Source organism: Bradyrhizobium sp. YCK136 (genome assembly GCF_044570075.1).
Taxonomy (GTDB): domain Bacteria; phylum Pseudomonadota; class Alphaproteobacteria; order Rhizobiales; family Xanthobacteraceae; genus Bradyrhizobium; species Bradyrhizobium diazoefficiens.
On the sequence record NZ_CP172424.1, the window covers coordinates 9277133 to 9293719 of the forward strand.

18 protein-coding genes are annotated in these 16587 nt (G+C 64.6%); 3 read left to right on the forward strand and 15 right to left on the reverse strand.

Annotated elements, in window-relative coordinates; genetic code table 11:
• Positions 1 to 32: 32 nt before the first annotated feature.
• Entirely contained in the window at positions 33 to 425 is a 393-nt protein-coding gene (apaG, locus tag ACFLEY_RS44955) for a Co2+/Mg2+ efflux protein ApaG (protein WP_028172741.1), read from the forward strand.
• A gap of 218 nt (positions 426 to 643) precedes the next feature.
• On the opposite strand, the gene ACFLEY_RS44960 is transcribed toward apaG, so the two are convergent.
• The 3 genes from ACFLEY_RS44960 to ACFLEY_RS44970 form a co-directional block, all read right to left on the reverse strand.
• Complete coding sequence (locus ACFLEY_RS44960) at positions 644 to 1651, reverse strand: Hsp33 family molecular chaperone (protein ID WP_060909401.1); 1008 nt, start codon at positions 1649 to 1651, stop codon at positions 644 to 646.
• Between the two features lie 158 nt (positions 1652 to 1809).
• Positions 1810 to 2733: an ornithine carbamoyltransferase gene (gene argF, locus ACFLEY_RS44965; protein ID WP_011083918.1), complete on the reverse strand. Its 924-nt coding sequence runs from the start codon at positions 2731 to 2733 to the stop codon at positions 1810 to 1812.
• Positions 2733 to 3941: an aspartate aminotransferase family protein gene (locus ACFLEY_RS44970; protein ID WP_060912774.1), complete on the reverse strand. Its 1209-nt coding sequence runs from the start codon at positions 3939 to 3941 to the stop codon at positions 2733 to 2735. The genes argF and ACFLEY_RS44970 overlap by 1 nt, the downstream gene beginning before the upstream one ends.
• A 454-nt stretch (positions 3942 to 4395) precedes the next feature.
• Between ACFLEY_RS44970 and ACFLEY_RS44975 the strand changes: the two genes are divergently transcribed.
• Entirely contained in the window at positions 4396 to 4905 is a 510-nt protein-coding gene (locus ACFLEY_RS44975) for a GcrA family cell cycle regulator (RefSeq protein WP_011083916.1), read from the forward strand.
• Positions 4906 to 5161: 256 nt separating this feature from the next.
• On the opposite strand, the gene phoB is transcribed toward ACFLEY_RS44975, so the two are convergent.
• From phoB to pstC, 5 genes are read right to left on the reverse strand one after another with little or no spacing between them, the layout of a single operon-like run.
• Positions 5162 to 5869: a phosphate regulon transcriptional regulator PhoB gene (phoB, locus tag ACFLEY_RS44980; RefSeq protein WP_008143479.1), complete on the reverse strand. Its 708-nt coding sequence runs from the start codon at positions 5867 to 5869 to the stop codon at positions 5162 to 5164.
• 22 nt (positions 5870 to 5891) lie between these two features.
• Complete coding sequence (gene phoU, locus ACFLEY_RS44985) at positions 5892 to 6608, reverse strand: phosphate signaling complex protein PhoU (protein WP_011083915.1); 717 nt, start codon at positions 6606 to 6608, stop codon at positions 5892 to 5894.
• A gap of 11 nt (positions 6609 to 6619) precedes the next feature.
• Complete coding sequence (pstB, locus tag ACFLEY_RS44990; RefSeq protein WP_011083914.1) at positions 6620 to 7441, reverse strand: phosphate ABC transporter ATP-binding protein PstB; 822 nt, start codon at positions 7439 to 7441, stop codon at positions 6620 to 6622.
• Complete coding sequence (gene pstA / locus ACFLEY_RS44995) at positions 7438 to 8283, reverse strand: phosphate ABC transporter permease PstA (protein WP_060909402.1); 846 nt, start codon at positions 8281 to 8283, stop codon at positions 7438 to 7440. The genes pstB and pstA overlap by 4 nt, the downstream gene beginning before the upstream one ends.
• A gap of 4 nt (positions 8284 to 8287) precedes the next feature.
• Complete coding sequence (pstC, locus tag ACFLEY_RS45000) at positions 8288 to 9277, reverse strand: phosphate ABC transporter permease subunit PstC (protein WP_028172738.1); 990 nt, start codon at positions 9275 to 9277, stop codon at positions 8288 to 8290.
• A gap of 195 nt (positions 9278 to 9472) precedes the next feature.
• Here pstC and ACFLEY_RS45005 point away from each other — a divergent pair.
• Positions 9473 to 10233 (forward strand): IS5 family transposase gene (locus ACFLEY_RS45005; RefSeq protein WP_110115998.1). Its coding sequence is split into 2 segments (ribosomal slippage): positions 9473 to 9812 and positions 9812 to 10233, totalling 762 coding nucleotides; the frame shifts between segments, so codons are not numbered across the junction.
• Positions 10234 to 10242: 9 nt separating this feature from the next.
• On the opposite strand, the gene pstS is transcribed toward ACFLEY_RS45005, so the two are convergent.
• From pstS to ACFLEY_RS45040, 7 genes are all read right to left on the reverse strand, one after another.
• Positions 10243 to 11256, reverse strand: a complete 1014-nt coding sequence (pstS, locus tag ACFLEY_RS45010; protein WP_060912775.1) for a phosphate ABC transporter substrate-binding protein PstS — start codon at positions 11254 to 11256, stop codon at positions 10243 to 10245.
• Positions 11257 to 11401: 145 nt separating this feature from the next.
• A complete protein-coding gene (locus ACFLEY_RS45015) occupies positions 11402 to 12700 on the reverse strand; it encodes an ATP-binding protein (protein WP_011083910.1) in 1299 nt (432 codons plus the stop codon).
• A 73-nt stretch (positions 12701 to 12773) separates the two neighbouring features.
• Positions 12774 to 13829: a lysylphosphatidylglycerol synthase domain-containing protein gene (locus ACFLEY_RS45020; RefSeq protein ID WP_060909404.1), complete on the reverse strand. Its 1056-nt coding sequence runs from the start codon at positions 13827 to 13829 to the stop codon at positions 12774 to 12776.
• A 422-nt stretch (positions 13830 to 14251) separates the two neighbouring features.
• On the reverse strand, positions 14252 to 14683 hold the full coding sequence (locus ACFLEY_RS45025) for a GNAT family N-acetyltransferase (RefSeq protein ID WP_028172735.1): 432 nt from the start codon (positions 14681 to 14683) through the stop codon (positions 14252 to 14254).
• Between the two features lie 17 nt (positions 14684 to 14700).
• Positions 14701 to 14928, reverse strand: a complete 228-nt coding sequence (locus ACFLEY_RS45030) for a SelT/SelW/SelH family protein (protein ID WP_060909405.1) — start codon at positions 14926 to 14928, stop codon at positions 14701 to 14703.
• Positions 14929 to 14938: 10 nt separating this feature from the next.
• On the reverse strand, positions 14939 to 15871 hold the full coding sequence (locus ACFLEY_RS45035) for a haloalkane dehalogenase (protein WP_060909406.1): 933 nt from the start codon (positions 15869 to 15871) through the stop codon (positions 14939 to 14941).
• Complete coding sequence (locus tag ACFLEY_RS45040) at positions 15868 to 16458, reverse strand: TetR/AcrR family transcriptional regulator (RefSeq protein WP_060909407.1); 591 nt, start codon at positions 16456 to 16458, stop codon at positions 15868 to 15870. The genes ACFLEY_RS45035 and ACFLEY_RS45040 overlap by 4 nt, the downstream gene beginning before the upstream one ends.
• Positions 16459 to 16587 lie beyond the last annotated feature (129 nt).

A 16587-nucleotide genomic window follows, 5' to 3' on the forward strand; every position in this document is an offset into this window, starting at 1 on the left:
TTCCCGGCCGGGTTTTCGTTATGATGGCAGCCATGTACCGCGCCGTGACCCGCCAGATCGAAGTGACCGTCGAGCCGAACTTTGTTCCGGAACAGTCGTCGGCCGACCGCTCCCGCTACTTCTGGTCCTACACCATCGTCATCACCAATTCGGGCGAGGAGACCGTGCAGCTCAAGACGCGGCACTGGATCATCACCGACGCCACCGGCCGCCAGCAGGAGGTGAAGGGCGAGGGCGTGGTCGGCGAGCAGCCGACCCTGGCCCCCGGCGAGCGCTTCGAATACACCTCCGGCGTGCCGCTCTCGACCGCCTCCGGCTTCATGACCGGCCGCTACCAGATGGTCAGCGAAAGCGGCGAACGCTTCGAGATCGACGTGCCGACGTTTTCGCTGGATAGCCCGGACAACAAGCGGGTGTTGAACTAGGGGCGGGGCCGTGGGGTGGGCAAAGCGAAGCGGGCCCACCATTTCGGTGGTGACGCAGAAAGATGGTGGGCACGCTTACGCTTTGCCCACCCTACGATGTCCGAGCACTTGGCAGGCTGTTTTCCCGTCGTCATTGTGAGCGCAGCGAAGCAATCCAGACTGCCACTGCGGAAAGACTCTGGATTGCTTCGCTGCGCTGGCAATGACGGAGGATAGAGTTACGCGTCCTCCACGCCCGCCTCATCGGGCGTGAAATCGTACACCGACGAGCAGAACTCGCAGGTGACAACGACCTTGTCGTCCTTGACCATCGCGGCGCGATCGTCCGGCGAGAAGCTCTTCAGCATCGCGGCGACCGCATCGCGCGAGCAGGAGCATTGCGCCTTCAGGACCAGCGGCTTGAATACGCGCACGCCACGCTCGTGGAAGAGGCGGTAGAGCAGCCGCTCGCCGGACAGTTCCGGATCGATCAGCTCGACGTCCTCGACGGTCTCGACCAGCGAGCGCGCCTCGACCCAGGCGTCATCTTCGGCGACGGCGTGCACTTCGGCGCCCTCGGGCGCATCGCCGGGATGCAAGTCCGCCTGCCGCGCGCGCTCCGGCGCCTTCGGCAGAAACTGCATCAACATGCCGCCGGCGCGCCAGCGATGCCTGCCGCCGTCGTTCGAGCGCCACTCCTCGCCGACCGCAAGACGCACGCGCGTCGGGATCTGCTCGGAGCGCAGGAAATATTCGTGGGCAGCGCCTTCGAGGCTGCCGCCGTCGAGCGCGACCAGACCCTGGTAGCGGCTCATGTCGGGGCCCTGGTCGATGGTCATGGCGAGATGGCCGCGGCCGAGCAGCGCGCCGGAATCCTTCGCCGTGCCCAGGCGCGAGGCGTCAAAGCGGGCATAGGCGCGAAGCTGGTCCGGCGCCTTGTAGTCCACCACCAGGAACGACACCGGGCCGTCGGTCTGGGCCTGGAGGATGAAGCGACCCTCGAATTTCAGCGCCGAGCCGAGCAGCGTCGTCAGCACGATGGCCTCGCCGAGCAGCTTGCCGACGGGCGCGGGATAATCGTGCTTGGTCAGGATGTCGTCGAGCGCCGGACCGAGCCGCACCAGCCGGCCGCGCACGTCGAGCGCGTCGACCTCGTAGGGCAGCACGGCGTCGTCGATCGGAACCGCTGATGGTTCGCGAACCGGGCCTTCCGGCCTGGTTTTCATGTCAGGGGATTGGGAATCCATGGCCGTCTATCTGGGGTCGGTGGGTGGGAAATGGTAGGGGTTCCGGCTGCATCCGGCAATGCAGAATGGACGTATGCAAGGACGGCAACCTCCGCGTCGTCCTGGCGTTCGCCAGGACGACAGTTGCATGTGAGGCGGCCGCCAGGCCTACGCCAAACTTACTTCACCGCGTCAAAACACCAGGCCAGAATACCCTTCTGCGCGTGCAGGCGGTTTTCGGCCTCGTCGAACACGACCGATTGCGGACCGTCGATCACCTCGTCGGTGACCTCCTCGCCGCGATGGGCGGGCAGGCAGTGCATGAACAGCGCGTCGGGCTTGGCCAGCGACATCAGCTTGGCATTGACCTGGTAGGGCTTGAGCACGTTGTGGCGGTGCTCGCCCTCCTTGTCGCCCATCGACACCCATGTGTCGGTGACGACGCAATCGGCGCCGCGCACGGCGGCTTCCGGATCGGTGCCGAGCATGATCGGCGCGCCTGAAGCCTTGATCCAGTCGCGCATCGCCTTCTTCGGCGCAAGCTCCGGAGGCGTTGCGACATTGAGCTGAAACTTGAAGCGCTCCGCGGCATGCGCCCAGGACGCCAGCACGTTGTTGTCATCGCCGGTCCAGGCCACCGTCCGGCCCTCGATCGGGCCGCGGTGCTCCTGATAGGTCAGAAGGTCGGCCATCACCTGGCAGGGATGCGAGCGCCGCGTCAGGCCGTTGATGACGGGCACGGTCGCGTTGGCCGCAAGCTCGAGCAAGGCGTCGTGGTTGAGGATACGGATCATGATGGCGTCGACATAGCGCGACAGCACGCGCGCGGTGTCGGCGATGGTCTCGCCGCGGCCGAGTTGCATCTCGGCGCCGGTGAGCATGATGGGCTCGCCGCCGAGCTGGCGCATGGCGACGTCGAACGACACCCGCGTACGGGTCGACGGGCGCTCGAAGATCATCGCCAGCGTCTTGCCTTCGAGCGGCCTCACCGGCTGATGCGCCTTCTGCTTCGCCTTCATGGCGGAGGAGGCATCGAGCATGCTCTTGAGCTCCGACAGCGGGAGCTCGTTGATATCGAGGAAGTGCTTCGGCGACTTGCTCATCAGCTTGCCGCCCGCTTGGTCTGACTGGACGAGATCGCGGCGCAGGCGCGTTCGAGCCGCCCGACGCTGTCCTCGATCTCGGCTTCGGTGACGATCAAGGGCGGCAGGAAACGCACGACATTGTCGCCGGCGCCGACCGTGAGCAGCTTCTCGTTACGCAGCGCCGCGACGAGATCGCCTGATGGCACCACGGCCTTGATGCCGATCAGGAGGCCCTCGCCGCGCACCTCGCTGACGACATCGCCATGACGATCGATCACGGAGGCGAGCTTCTGCTTGAGCAGCAGCGACATCTTCTGCACGTGATCGAAGAAGCCAGGCTTCAGCATGACGTCGAGCACGGCGTTCGCCGCCGCGACCGCGAGCGGATTGCCGCCGAAGGTCGAGCCGTGCGAGCCGGGACCCATGCCGGCCGCCGCGTCCGCGGTGGCCAGGATCGCACCGATCGGGAAGCCGCCGCCGAGCGCCTTGGCCAGCGACATCACGTCAGGTGTGACGCCGGTACGCCGATGCGCGAACAGATCGCCGGTGCGGCCCATGCCGGTCTGCACCTCGTCGAAGGCGAGCAGCAGGCCCTTCTCGTCGCAGAGCTGGCGCAATGCCTGGAGGAACGCAGGTGTTGCGGAACGCACGCCGCCCTCGCCCTGAATCGGCTCGATCAGGATGCCGGCGGTCTGCGGACCGATTGCCTTCTTCACGGCCTCGATGTCGCCATGCGGGACCTGGTCGAAGCCATCCATCGGCGGACCAAACCCTTCGAGATATTTTGCAGATCCCGTCGCAGCCAGCGTCGCCAGCGTGCGGCCGTGGAAGGCGCCTTCGAAGGTGATGATGCGGTAACGTTCCGGATGACCCTTGGAGAAGTGATGATGGCGGACCAGCTTGATCACACCTTCCAGCGCCTCGGCGCCGGAATTGCAGAAGAACACGAAGTCCGCGAAGCTTTCATTGCAGAGGCGCGTCGCGAGCTTCTCGCCGTCCGGACTCTGGAACAGGTTCGACATGTGCCAGAGTTTTGTGGCCTGCTCCTGCAGCGCCTTGACCAGCGCGGGATGGGCGTGGCCGAGCGCGTTCACGGCGACGCCGGAGGTAAAATCGAGATAGCGATCGCCATTGGTCGCAATCAGCCAGCAACCTTCGCCGCGCTCGAAACCGAGGTCGGATCTGGCGAAAACGGGAAGCAAATGCGGCGCTGCGCTGTTAGTCATGACGATCACTTGATGTTGCGGACGGCCTGAACACGCTCATGCAGCGCACCATTGACCGGCCCGGAAAACGAAACGTGCCGCCTTTTAAGGGCGGCACGTGACACTATCTTATGCCTGGTGAAACCGGTGTCAATGCCGCCCGAAAGCCTCGCGAAACGCTGAATCCGTAGTCTTGCGGAGCCGAAATTGCGGGGTTTTCGCCACGGAACATGTGGAAGCGAGTCGGCGGACTCTTGCGCGTGAGTCACGCCATATTGTAGCGTTTGGCTTGTCAGATACGACATCTCGTGCAGTGTTTCTGATCCTCTAAGTCCTCATGTACCGGCGTAGACGTTCGGGCGTTATCGGCGCGCCCGGCGAGCCTTAAGGGATTCTGACGGCACGGGTTTTTCGAGGCTTAGGCATTCGCCGCGAGGCGCCAGGATGGCAGCCGCACGGCGAGGGAAAGGGTGCAATGACGGTTTTGACCTGGTCCGACGATCGCGTCGAGCAGTTGAAAAAGCTCTGGGAGGCCGGATTGTCGGCCAGCCAGATCGCAGCCGAGCTCGGGAACGTGACCCGCAATGCCGTGATCGGCAAGGTACACAGGCTCGGCCTATCCGGCCGCGCCAAGAGCCCCTCATCGGCGGCTCCGCGGCCGCGCAAGGCGCGCCCCGCGCAGCACATGATGCGGGTGAGCCGCCCCATTGCGCGCGGCAACACCGCGCTGGCGCAGGCCTTCGAGGTCGAGGTGGAGGCCGAACCGGTCACCTACGACAACGTGGTGCCGATGAGCCAGCGGCTGTCGCTGCTGGAGCTGAACGAGGCGACCTGCCACTGGCCGGTCGGCGATCCCTCGAGCCCGGATTTCTTCTTCTGCGGCGGCAGGGCGCTGTCGGGCCTGCCCTACTGCGCGCAGCACTCGCGCGTGGCATATCAGCCCGCCGCGGATCGCCGGCGCGCACCGGCGAAGCCCTCGCGGTGAGTTTGTTCTGAAATCGAGTGACGGCCGTCACGCGTTGACGGCCCAACAAACTCGATGTCGTCCCGGACAAGCGCGCCTGAAGCGCGCGCAGATCCGGGACCCATAACCACCGCAAGATGTGGCTACGGGGACTCGGAGTTACCTTCTTCGCGCGACAACCACGCCCTGTGATTATGGGTCCCGGATCTGCGCTTACGCTTGTCCGAGACGACACTGAGAGTGTGGCTGTAGCCCGCTAAACCAACGCCTGCAAACCCTACGTCTGCTCCGCCTTCGCAAAGCGATCATCCAGCGCGTAGCCGGCGCCGCGGACGGTGCGGATGGGATCCTGCTCGCGGCCGAGATTGAGCAGCTTGCGCAGGCGGCCGATGTGGACGTCGACGGTGCGCTCGTCGATGTAGATGTCGCGGCCCCAGACGCTGTCGAGCAGCTGCTCGCGCGAGAACACGCGGCCGGGATGCTCCAGGAAGAACTCCAAGAGGCGATATTCGGTCGGGCCGAGGTCGATCGGCCGGCCCGAGCGCGCGACGCGGCGCTTGTCGCGATCGAGCTCGATGTCGCCATAGGCCAGCACCGTGGCGAGCCGCTCCGGGCTTGCGCGCCGCAGCAGGCCCTTCACGCGCGCCAGGAGCTCCGGCACCGAGAACGGCTTGACGATGTAGTCGTCGGCGCCGGTCGCAAGACCCCGCACCCGCTCGCTCTCCTCGCCGCGCGCGGTGAGCATGATGATCGGGAGCTGCTTGGTCTCGGGCCGGGTCCGCAGCCGGCGGCACAGCTCGATGCCCGACAGGCCCGGCAGCATCCAGTCGAGTACGATCAGATCGGGGATGTGTTCCTTGAGGCGGGTGTCGGCGTCGTCGCCGCGCATCACCGTCTCCACATCATAGCCGTCGCCTTCGAGGTTGTAGCGGAGAAGCTCGGTGAGAGCTTCCTCGTCCTCAACCACCATAATGCGTGCGCCCATGGTGTCGTCGCTCCTTAAGTCTTCAGGTATTCGGGACCGTCGTGGCGAAGGTCGTCATGTCGCCCTTCGGTCGCTTGTCGGTGATCGCCTGGCCCTCGATCATGTAGAACACGGTCTCGGCGATGTTGGTGGCGTGGTCGCCGATCCGCTCGATGTTCTTTGCGCAGAACATCAGATGGATGCAGAACGAGATGTTGCGCGGATCCTCCATCATGTAGGTGAGGAGCTCGCGGAACAGCGAGGTGCAGATGGCGTCGACTTCCTCATCGCCCTTCCACACCGCCATCGCCGCCGGCAGATCATGCGCGGCATAGGCGTCCAGCACCGACTTGACCTGCTGCTGCACGAGGTCGGTCATGTGCTCGAGGCCGCGGAACAGCTTGAGCGGATGAAAATCCGTCTCCAGCGCCGCGACGCGCTTGCCCATGTTCTTGGCGAGGTCGCCGATGCGCTCGAGATCGGTCGCAACGCGCATGGCGCCGACGATCTCGCGCAGATCGACCGCCATCGGCTGGCGGCGGGCGATGGTGAGCACGGCGCGCTCCTCGATGCGCTTCTGCAGCGCGTCGAGCTCGGTGTCGGTGGCGACGACGCGCTGGCCGAGCGCGACGTCTCGGCGGATCAGCGCGTCGACGGAATCGACGATCATGCGCTCGGCGATCCCGCCCATCTCGGCGACGAGCCGGGTGAGCTCCTGGAGGTCGGTGTCGAAGGCCTTTGCGGTATGTTCAGAACCCATGTCCCGTCTCCTCAGCCGAACCGGCCGGTGATGTAATCCTGCGTGCGCCGGTCGCTCGGCGACGTGAAGATCTTGCTGGTGTCGTCGAACTCGATCAGCTCGCCGAGATACATGAACGCGGTCTTGTCGGAGACGCGCGCCGCCTGCTGCATGTTGTGGGTGACGATCGCGATCGTGTAGTTCTCGGACAGTTCCTGAATCAGCTCCTCGACCTTGGCGGTCGAGATCGGGTCGAGCGCCGAGCAGGGCTCGTCGAACAGGATCACCTCGGGCCGCACCGCGACGGTGCGGGCGATGCAGAGGCGCTGCTGCTGGCCGCCGGAGAGCGACAGGCCGGAGGCGTTGAGCTTGTCCTTGACCTCGTTCCAAAGCGCGCCGCCGCGCAGCGCCTTCTCGACGCGGTCGTCCATCTCGGACTTCGAGATCTTCTCGTAGAGGCGGATGCCGAAGGCGATGTTCTCGTAGATCGTCATCGGGAACGGCGTCGGCTTCTGGAACACCATGCCGACGCGGGCGCGCAGCAGGTTGAGGTCGAGCTTGCCGTCGAGGATGTTGGTCTGGTCGAGCATGAGCTGGCCGGTGGCGCGCTGCCCCGGATAGAGGTCGTACATCCGGTTGAAGATGCGCAGCAGGGTCGACTTGCCGCAGCCGGACGGGCCGATGAACGCGGTGACGCGGTTGGTGCCGAGCGTCAGGTTGATGTTCTTCAGCGCGTGGTGCTCGCCGTAATAGAAGTTGAGGTTGCGCACCGTCACCTTGGCCGGCGCTTCCGGCAGCAGCGGCGCCTGGGGCAGCCCACCGGCCGCGCTCATCGATACGGAAAGCTCACTCATTTTGCGGTCCTCTCGGCGCCAAGGATGCGCGCGCCAATATTCAGGGCAAGCACGGTAATCGTGATCAGCAGCGCGCCGCTCCAGGCGAGCTGCTTCCAATAGGCGTAGGGGCTCTGGACGAAGTTGTTGATGGTGACCGGCAGGTTCGCCATCGTCTTGTTCAGGCCAAGGCTGAAGAACTGGTTCGACAGCGCGGTGAAGAGCAGCGGCGCGGTCTCGCCGGCGACGCGGGCGGTGGCTAGCAACACGCCGGTGATGAGGCCGGAGCGGGCGGCACGATAGGCGATCCGCTTGATCACCAGCGAGCGCGGCAGGCCGAGCGCGGACGCCGCCTCGCGCAGCGCGTTCGGCACCAGCAGCAGCATGTCCTCGGTCGTGCGCAGCACCACCGGGATGACGATGACGGCGAGCGCGAGGCTGCCTGCGATCGCCGAGAAGCCGCGCATCGGCACCACCACCGCGCCGTAGATGAACAGACCGATGATGATCGAGGGCGCCGAGAGCAGGATGTCGTTGATGAAGCGGATCACCGAGGTCAGGCGGTCGTTGCGGCCGTACTCCGCGAGATAGGTGCCGGCGAACAGGCCGAGCGGCGCGCCAATGCCGACGCCGAGCACGGTCATGATGATCGAACCGGCGATGGCGTTGCGCAGGCCGCCTTCGGTCGAGCCCGGCGGCGGCGTGTCTGCCACGAAAATCTCGAGGTTCAGACCGGCGATGCCGTTGTAAAGCAGCGTGATCAGGATCAGCGCAAGCCAGGTGACGCCGAAGGCGGCGGCGGCGATGCAGAGTCCGCGAACGACGATGTCCTTGCGGCGGCGGCGTGAATAGATCGGGTTCATGGCGCTAGTTCCCCGCCTTCTTTTCCAGCCGCATCAGCATCAGCCGTGCCGCTGCGAGCACGAAGAACGTCAGCACGAACAGCAGAAGGCCGAGCAGGATCAGGCCGGACTGGTGCAGGCCGTCGCTCTCGGCGAACTCGGATGCGATCGCCGCCGAGATCGTGGTGCCCGGCGCGAAGATCGAGGAGGAGATGCGGAACGAGTTGCCGATGATGAACGTCACCGCCATGGTCTCGCCGAGCGCGCGACCCAGCGCCAGCATGACGCCGCCAATGACGCCGACGCGGGTGTAGGGGATCACCACGCTGCGCACGACTTCCCAGGTGGTGCAGCCGACGCCGTAGGCGGCCTCCTTCAGCACCGGCGGCACCGTCTTGAACACGTCGACCGAGATCGAGGTGATGAAGGGCAGCACCATGATGGCGAGGATCAGCGCGGCGTTGAACAGGCTGAGATAGGACGGGGGACCCGCGAAGATTGCGCCCAAGACAGGAACGCCGTCGAAGATCTTGATCATGAAGGGCTGGAAGGTGTTGGCCAGGAACGGGCCCAGCACGAAGAAGCCCCACATGCCGTAGATGATCGAGGGAATGCCGGCGAGCAGCTCGATCGCCATGCCGATCGGGCGGCGCAGCCATTGCGGACAGAGCTCGGTGAGGAAGATCGCAATGCCGAGGCCAACGGGAATGGCAATCAGCATCGCGATGAAGGAAGTGACGAGCGTGCCGTACATCGGCCCGAGCGCGCCGAGCACGGGCGGATCCGCCGACGGCGCCCAGCGCTGCGTCCACAGGAAGGAGAAGCCGTATTCCTTGATCGCCGGGAAAGCGCCGACGATCAGCGAAACGATGATGCCGCCAAGGATCAGCAGCACCGAGATCGCGGAGAGCCGCGTGATCCAGTAGAAGGTGACGTCGCCGAGCTTGAACGCGCTCAAGGCCTTGGCGCGATCATACGGTCCGGCGTCGTCGATTACATCGCTCTGAACGGCCATCTCTGCCACGCCGATCCCCTGTACCCGTTATATACGCTTGTTGTTGGTCTTGCGCTCCGGATGCGGCACGAGGCCGATCCGGAGCGGAGGTCTTTTGAGATCCCGGCACCCTGTCCGGGACAGCAGCGCTTAGGGTCTGTACCTAAATAGCGCCACGTGATTCTCTTGCCTACGTGTTGATTCGGGGGCGAGAGAATGCGCGCTGGTTTGTTTTGGCTGAACGACAGGCAATGGGCGCGTATCGAACCGCATCTGCCGAGGGGACTGACGGGGCCGGATCGGGACGACGACCGACGCATCGTCAGCGGCATCATTCACATGCTGCAATCGGGTGCACGATGGCGTGATTGTCCACGTGAATACGGCCCTTACACGACGATCTACAATCGCTTCAATCGCTGGGCCAAGCGAGGACGATGGTGCGCAATCTTCGAAGCGCTGGCCAAGCCTGGCGAAGACGGCGTCGTACTGTCGCTCGACTCGACCTCGATTAAAGCTCACCGGTGTGCCTCCGGCGGAAAAGGGGGGAGCACAATCAAGCAATCGGCCGCTCGCGCGGAGGCCGCACGACAAAAATCCATGCGCTGAGCGATCCGCTCTGCCGGCCGGTCGTCCTGCATCTGACTCCAGGCCAGGATGCCGATATCGCTGCGGCTCCCGATGTCCTGGCGCTCGCGCCACCCATGAGCGTGCTCCTCGCCGACAAAGGGTATGATGGCGACAAGCTTCGCGGCGAAATCATTCGTCGTGGCGCCAAGCCCGTAATCCCCAATAAATCTAACCGTGTCGTCATCCATCGCTTCAACAAACGCGCCTACAAAGGACGAAATGTCATCGAACGCTGCTTTTGCAGGCTCAAGGACTTCCGGCGCATCGCCACGCGATATGACAAGCTCGCCCGTAATTTTTTGGCCGCTGTTCATCTCGCCGCTCTCGTCGCATATTGGCTCAATTGAGTCTGGACCCTAGCTCTTGATCTCGGCAGCCCAGGTCTTCTCGATCAGGGTCACGACGCCCTCGGGCATCGGGATGTAGTCGAGCTCTTCAGCCGCCTTGCCGCCGTTCTTGAAGGCCCAGCGGAAGAACTTGATGGCTTCCTGCGAGGCCGCCTTGTCGGTGGCATCCTTGTGCATGAGGATGAAGGTCGCCGCCGTGATCGGCCAGGACTTGTCGCCGGGCTGGTCGGTCAGGATGACGTAGTAGCCGGGCGCCTTGGCCCAGTCGGCGTTCGAGGCGGCCGCCTGGAAGGCCTCGACGGTCGGCTGCACCGGCTTGCCGGCCTTGTTGACGAGACCGGTGTAGGTCAGCTTGTTCTGCTTGGCATAGGCGTACTCGACGTAACCGATCGAGTTCTTGGTCTGGCCGATGTTGCCGGACACGCCCTCGTTGCCCTTGGCGCCGACGCCGACCGGCCACTCGACGGCCGTGCCCTCGCCGACCTTGCTCTTCCAGTCCGCGCTGGCCTTGGAGAGGTAGTTGGTGAAGTTGAAGGTGGTGCCCGAACCGTCGGAGCGGCGGACGACGGTGATCGCCTCCGAGGGCAGCTTCAGGCTCGGATTGAGCTTCTTGATCGCGGCATCGTCCCACTTGGTGATCTTGCCGAGATAGATGCTGGCGAGCGTCTCGCCGTCGAACACCATCTCGCCCGGCTTCACGCCCTCGATGTTGACGACCGGAACGATGGCACCCATCACCATCGGCCACTGGACGAGGCCGTCCTTCTCGAGCTGCTCGGCCTTGAGCGGCGCGTCGCTGGCGCCGAAGGTCACGGTCTTGGCCTGGATCTGCTTGATGCCGCCGCCGGAGCCGATCGACTGGTAGTTCAGACCGTTGCCGGTCTCTTTCTTGTAGGCGTCGGCCCACTTGGAATAGATCGGGAACGGGAACGTCGCGCCGGCGCCGGTGATATCGGCAGCAAAGGCCGCCGTCGTCGATGCGGCGACCAAGCCGGCAGCGACGATCGTTTTGAGGAAATTCATGCTGGTCTCCATACAGGGGAGCGAAGCGCCATCCGCGCCCGATCGCGCTCCCCGTGCCGCCCCTTTAGGAGCGGTCGGCTGTGCTTTTACGAAGGTTTCGTGACAGTCGGATGACAGCCCCCAAGCGATTGAAATCGCTTGAATTTCAGACTGTCACCGGGGGCCTGATCTGGGGAAAACAGGCGGTGAAAGTGGCGCCCTGTTTGGGCACGCTTTCGATCAAAAGCCGGCCGCGATGCCGGTTAAGAATATGTTTCACCAGCGATAATCCGAGCCCGGTCCCGCCCTGCAAGCGGCTGTCGCCGACATCGACCCGGTAGAACCGCTCGGTCAGCCGCGGCAGGTGCTCAGGCGCGATGCCGGGGCCGAAATCCCGGACCATGACCCGGATTTCCTGAGTTCCATCAGTGGCGGCGCCTGAGGTCAGTGACACGATGACGCGTCCGCCCGAGGCGCCGTATTTGAGCGCGTTCTCGATCAGGTTCTCGAACAGGCGGAGCAGCTCCTCGCGGTCGCCCGCGATCATCACCGGCGGCTCCGGCAGATGGATCTCGACCTCGACCTGGCGCTCGCGCGCCAGCGGCTCGAGCCCGTCGGCGACCTGGCGGATGATCGGCAGCAGGTCGACCAGGGTGTCGGGGCGCACATGGGCCGACAGCTCGACCCGCGACAGCGAAAGCAAATCGTCGATCAGGCGCGCCATGCGGGTGGCCTGGTTGTGCATGATGCCGAGGAAGCGCTCGCGCGCCTTGGGGTCGTCCTTGGCCTGGCCCTGGAGCGTGTCGATGAAGCCCGACAGCGCGGCGAGCGGCGTGCGCAGCTCGTGGCTGGCATTGGCGACGAAGTCGGCGCGCATCTCCTCGACCCGGCGCAGCGGCGTCTGGTCGTGGAAGGTCATCAGCATGCATTTGTCGGCGCCGCCGAAGGTGGTCGGCACCGGCACCGGCGTGATGATCAGCTCCATCCAGCGATCGACCGGGACATGGTCGAGATAGGTCGCGCGCCGCGGCTCGGTGGTCGCGATCGACTCGCGCAGCGCGGTGATGATCTCCGGCGAGCGCAGCGCGAACTGGGCGAGCTCGTTCCTGCGCAGCGCCGGCGCAAGCTGGGCGGCGGCCGCGTTGAGATGGATGACACGGCCGGCACGGTCGAGCAGCACCGCCGGATCCGGCATGCCGGCGACGACCGCGGCCACCGCGGCGCTCTCGACCGGGTTGATGCGCCTGACATCGTCGCGCGAGGCGGCGGTGTCGTGCAGCCGCCAGGGGATCAGCGCCGCAGCGGCGATGCAGAGGAACACGGCAACGGCGTGCAACACCGACAATTCGCCGAGCGAGACCACGACCGACAGCGCCAGCGCCGCGGCGATCAGGATGATCGTCGAGTGCCGCAGCCGGTCGGACCAGGGCTGCGCGGTGGGAGAAGATGGGGCGTCAATCGCCATCGGGGCGGGCTTCTCCTAGGGGCTTGTCCTAACGGCTTCGTCCTAAAGGCTTTGTCCTAAAGGCTTGGCGCCGTCAGGCGGTGCCGTCGCTGCGCTCTCTCACATAGGCGGCTTCACGCGCCGGGGCGGGGTCGAGCTTGAGCGCCGCCTGCTGCAAACGCTTCGATCGGGCGCCGATTATAACTTCGCGAAACGTCAGCAAGATTACAGATATGACGAAGGGGGACAGATAATAGAGGACGCGGAACAGGAGCATGCCGCCCAGGAGTTCCTCCCGGTCCATCTGCCAGAGGCCGACCAGCATGGCGGCGTCGAACACGCCGAGGCCCCCGGGCGAGTGGCTGGCAAAGCCGAGCAGGGTGGCCGAGACGAAGATCACGGCAACCACGACGAAGCCGAGGTTGGGCTCGTCCGGGACCAGCACGTACATTGCGAGCGCGCAGAATCCGAGATCGATGATGCCGATCGCGATCTGGAGCAGCGTCAGCGGTCCGCCCGGCAGCACCACGGTCCAGGGCCCGCGGCCGACCACCCGCGGCTGGGTCCAGACCCAGACCACATAGCCGACCAGTCCCACGATGATCATCAGCGCCAGCGTCCGGTTCAGCCAGGGCGGAAGCTGGTCGATCGAGGCCGCCGCCTCCGGATGGTAGGAGATGCCGAGGCCCAGCACGGCGGCATTGCCGAGCCAGAAGGTCAGGCCGGCGAGGAAGCAGATCTTTGCGACATCGATCGCGTTCAGCCCATAGGCCGAATAGATGCGGTAGCGCACCGCGCCGCCGGTGAAGACGCTGGCGCCGACATTGTGGCCGATCGAATAGCTGGTGAAAGCGGCGAGCGCATTGATGCGGTAAGGCACATGGGCGTGGCCGATCGCACGCACGGCGAACAGGTCGTAGAAGGTCAGAGTGAAATAGCCCGCGGCCACGAACAGCGCCGCCATCGCAATCTGGCTCGGCTCGGTGCTCTTGATCGCCTCGATCACCTCGTTGAAGTCGATGCCGCGCAGCATGTGGTAGAGCACATAGCAAGCGATGCCGATGACCGCGACGCTGATCACAACTCCAAGCTTATGCAGGACTTGCTTCTGGCGCAGAAACGTCATCGCCCTGCGTATGGCTTCCAGCATCTAGACCTCGAACAACGCTTCAGCGGCCAGGACGGCCGGCGAACAGGCAAACGACGCAAAGGCACTCAACGAACCCTCGCCGCCGGCTCCGGCATCGCGCATGCCCCCTAACCCTCCACTAGCGCGTTTTGGGGCGGAGTGGAATTCGCCAATTCGAACAAAATCACGTGCCTTCAATATTTTAGGCAGGGTTGCGGGCTCTGGATGCACGGTTTGGCGCTTTCGGCGGCAAGGCTGACGCGAATCTCCATGGCAATCCTGCGCAGACGCCATGAAGTTTTGATGATTTCGGCCGCGCAATGTTCCGTCACGTTTTAAGCCGACGTCAATCTATGGGCCGCGCCCGGCTGTTGAAAGAGGGGCGACGGGGTCGTTCTGGACGGATTTTCCGATGCACCAAACAGGTGCGGCGCAACAGTAGCTTAAGGGGCGGTCAGATAGCCGCGCTGATAGGCACTGGCCTGGTCGTCGAAAATCGCCATGGCCGTCGTCATCCGGCGGAAGCCGAGACGCTCATAAAAGCCCTCTTTGCCAGGCACCGCATAGAGGATGATTTTGCGATGTCCGCGGCATCGCGCCAGCAGCCGCTCGATGATCTCGCGGCCGAGGCCTTGCCCCTGACAGTCCGGGCGCACCGCGACATCACAGAGGTAGGCGCAGTCGCGGCCGTCCGCCAGCGCTCGGCCGGCACCAACCAGCCGGCCTTGGTCGTAAGCGAAGGCACAGAACATGCTGTTGCCGAACACGAGCGCGAGATCGGCTGGTGTCTTGTTGCCGAGCGGTGCGGTGCGGTAGAGCGCGGAAAGCTCGTTCCAGTCGATTGCCGCCGGATCTTCGTTCCAGACGACCGGCATCTGCGTGCCTCCCCGGATCAATGCCGCGCCGCGGTGACGGCTGCGACGATTTCGTCGGTGCCGGGAAAATGGCGTTTGCTGCGGCTGGCCACAATCCTGTCGCCGAGCTTGACCTGAAAGATGCCGCCCTTGCCGGCCACGAGATCCGCCTCCAGCGCCAGTTGCCGGCGCAGCGCTGCGGCAGCTTCCTTCGCACGCTTCTCGTAGCCGCAGGGACGGCAATAGACGATCGTCACATCCGACATCTCATCCTCCTCACGCGGCGAGTTGCGGACGCACCGCTTCGATGCCGGCGATCCAGCCGGCCACCGATCGGCCGATTGCGTCAGCGTGGTCCTCCTGCAGATAGTGCAATCCCGCGCCGAGCCGGATCAACGCGCAACGCGTCAGCGAGGCCGCAAACCGCTCGGCAAATTCCGGCGAGACGAGCGCGCCCGGTTCGCCCGTGAACAGCAGTTTCGGATAGGAAGATGCGGCCAGCGCCGCATGGGCGGATTGGAGCGCCTCATAGACATCGGCGGGCTCGCCTGCGATCGGCAGCTCGCGGGGAAACGCAAGAACGGGGCGGCGACTCTCAGGCGTCGGGAACGGCGTGCGATAGGGCGCCATCTCTTCGTCGCTGAGCTTGCGGACGATTCCGCCGGGCAGAACGCGCTCGACGAACGCATTCGCCTCGAGGATCATGGCCTCACCCTCGCCCGGCGTCCTGAACTTGCGAAAGACCGCCCTCGCCGCCTCGAAATGATCTTGCTCCTCCGCGACCTCGGTATGGTGGAAATCCTGCCAGGTCGGCATCGGGCGGATGAATTCCATGAAGGCTAATCCGCGTACGAAATCCGGCCGGCGCGCGGCGAGATGAAATGCGAGCGCCGTGCCCCAGTCCTGCGCGACGAGATAGGCCGATGTGACGCCGCGCTGTTCGATGAACGCATCGAGATAGCGGACATGGTCGAAGAAGCGGTAGGCGATGTCAGGCTTACCGGATTGGCCGAAGCCGATGAGATCGGGCGCAATGCAATGCGCGACCGGTGACACCAACGGCAGGATGTTGCGCCAGATGTGCGACGAGGTTGGGTTGCCGTGCAGGAACAGCACAACCGGCGCATCCTGCGCACCCGTCTCGCGGTAAGCTATGCTGCTTCCCAGCACGGGCGCTCTGCGAATCTCGATCTCGATTGGCTTGCTCATGTCAGCTCCTTGAACACGGTCTGAAATGCGATGGTCTTGAAACGTTCGAGCGCTTTCGGATTGCGATCGACCTTCATGCGCAGGATCGCGCCCTGCCAGGACGCGAGCAGGAAGTCGGCAAGCTCCTCGGGCTCGAAATCGGATGCGATCTCGCCGCGCGCCTGAGCCTCGGCGATGCAGGCCGCGAACGGCACGCGCCATTCGACAAAAATCTCGGTCAGGCGCGTACGCAGCATTTCGCTGCTGCCGGTCGCCTCCAGGCTGAGATCGCCGATCAGACACCCACGGCCATAACCGTCGGCCTCGAGCCGGCCGGTGATGATGTCGAGATAGCGCTTGAGGCGCGCGCGCGGCGTCAGCGTCGTGTCCTCAAGCGCTTCTGCGACCAGCCCCCTGGTGACGTCGAAGTAGCGGTCGAGCACCTCCGAAGCGAACGCTTCCTTGGAGCGGAAATGGTTGGTGAAGGACCCCTGCGGCGCGCCCGCCGCAGCGGTGACGTCGCGCACGCTGGTGCCGTGATAGCCGGTTCGGAACATGACCTTGAGGCCGGCGTCGAGGATGGCGTCTTTGAGCGAAGGCTTTGGCATGAGCAAAATAATACGTACGTACGTATTATTGTCAAGCGTAGTTTCATCGCTCGGCGATTTCGCAATCCGATCAGGCTGTTATCGCAATGTTGGATCTGGAACTGATGGGATGAGCCTCGCCTAGCGCGC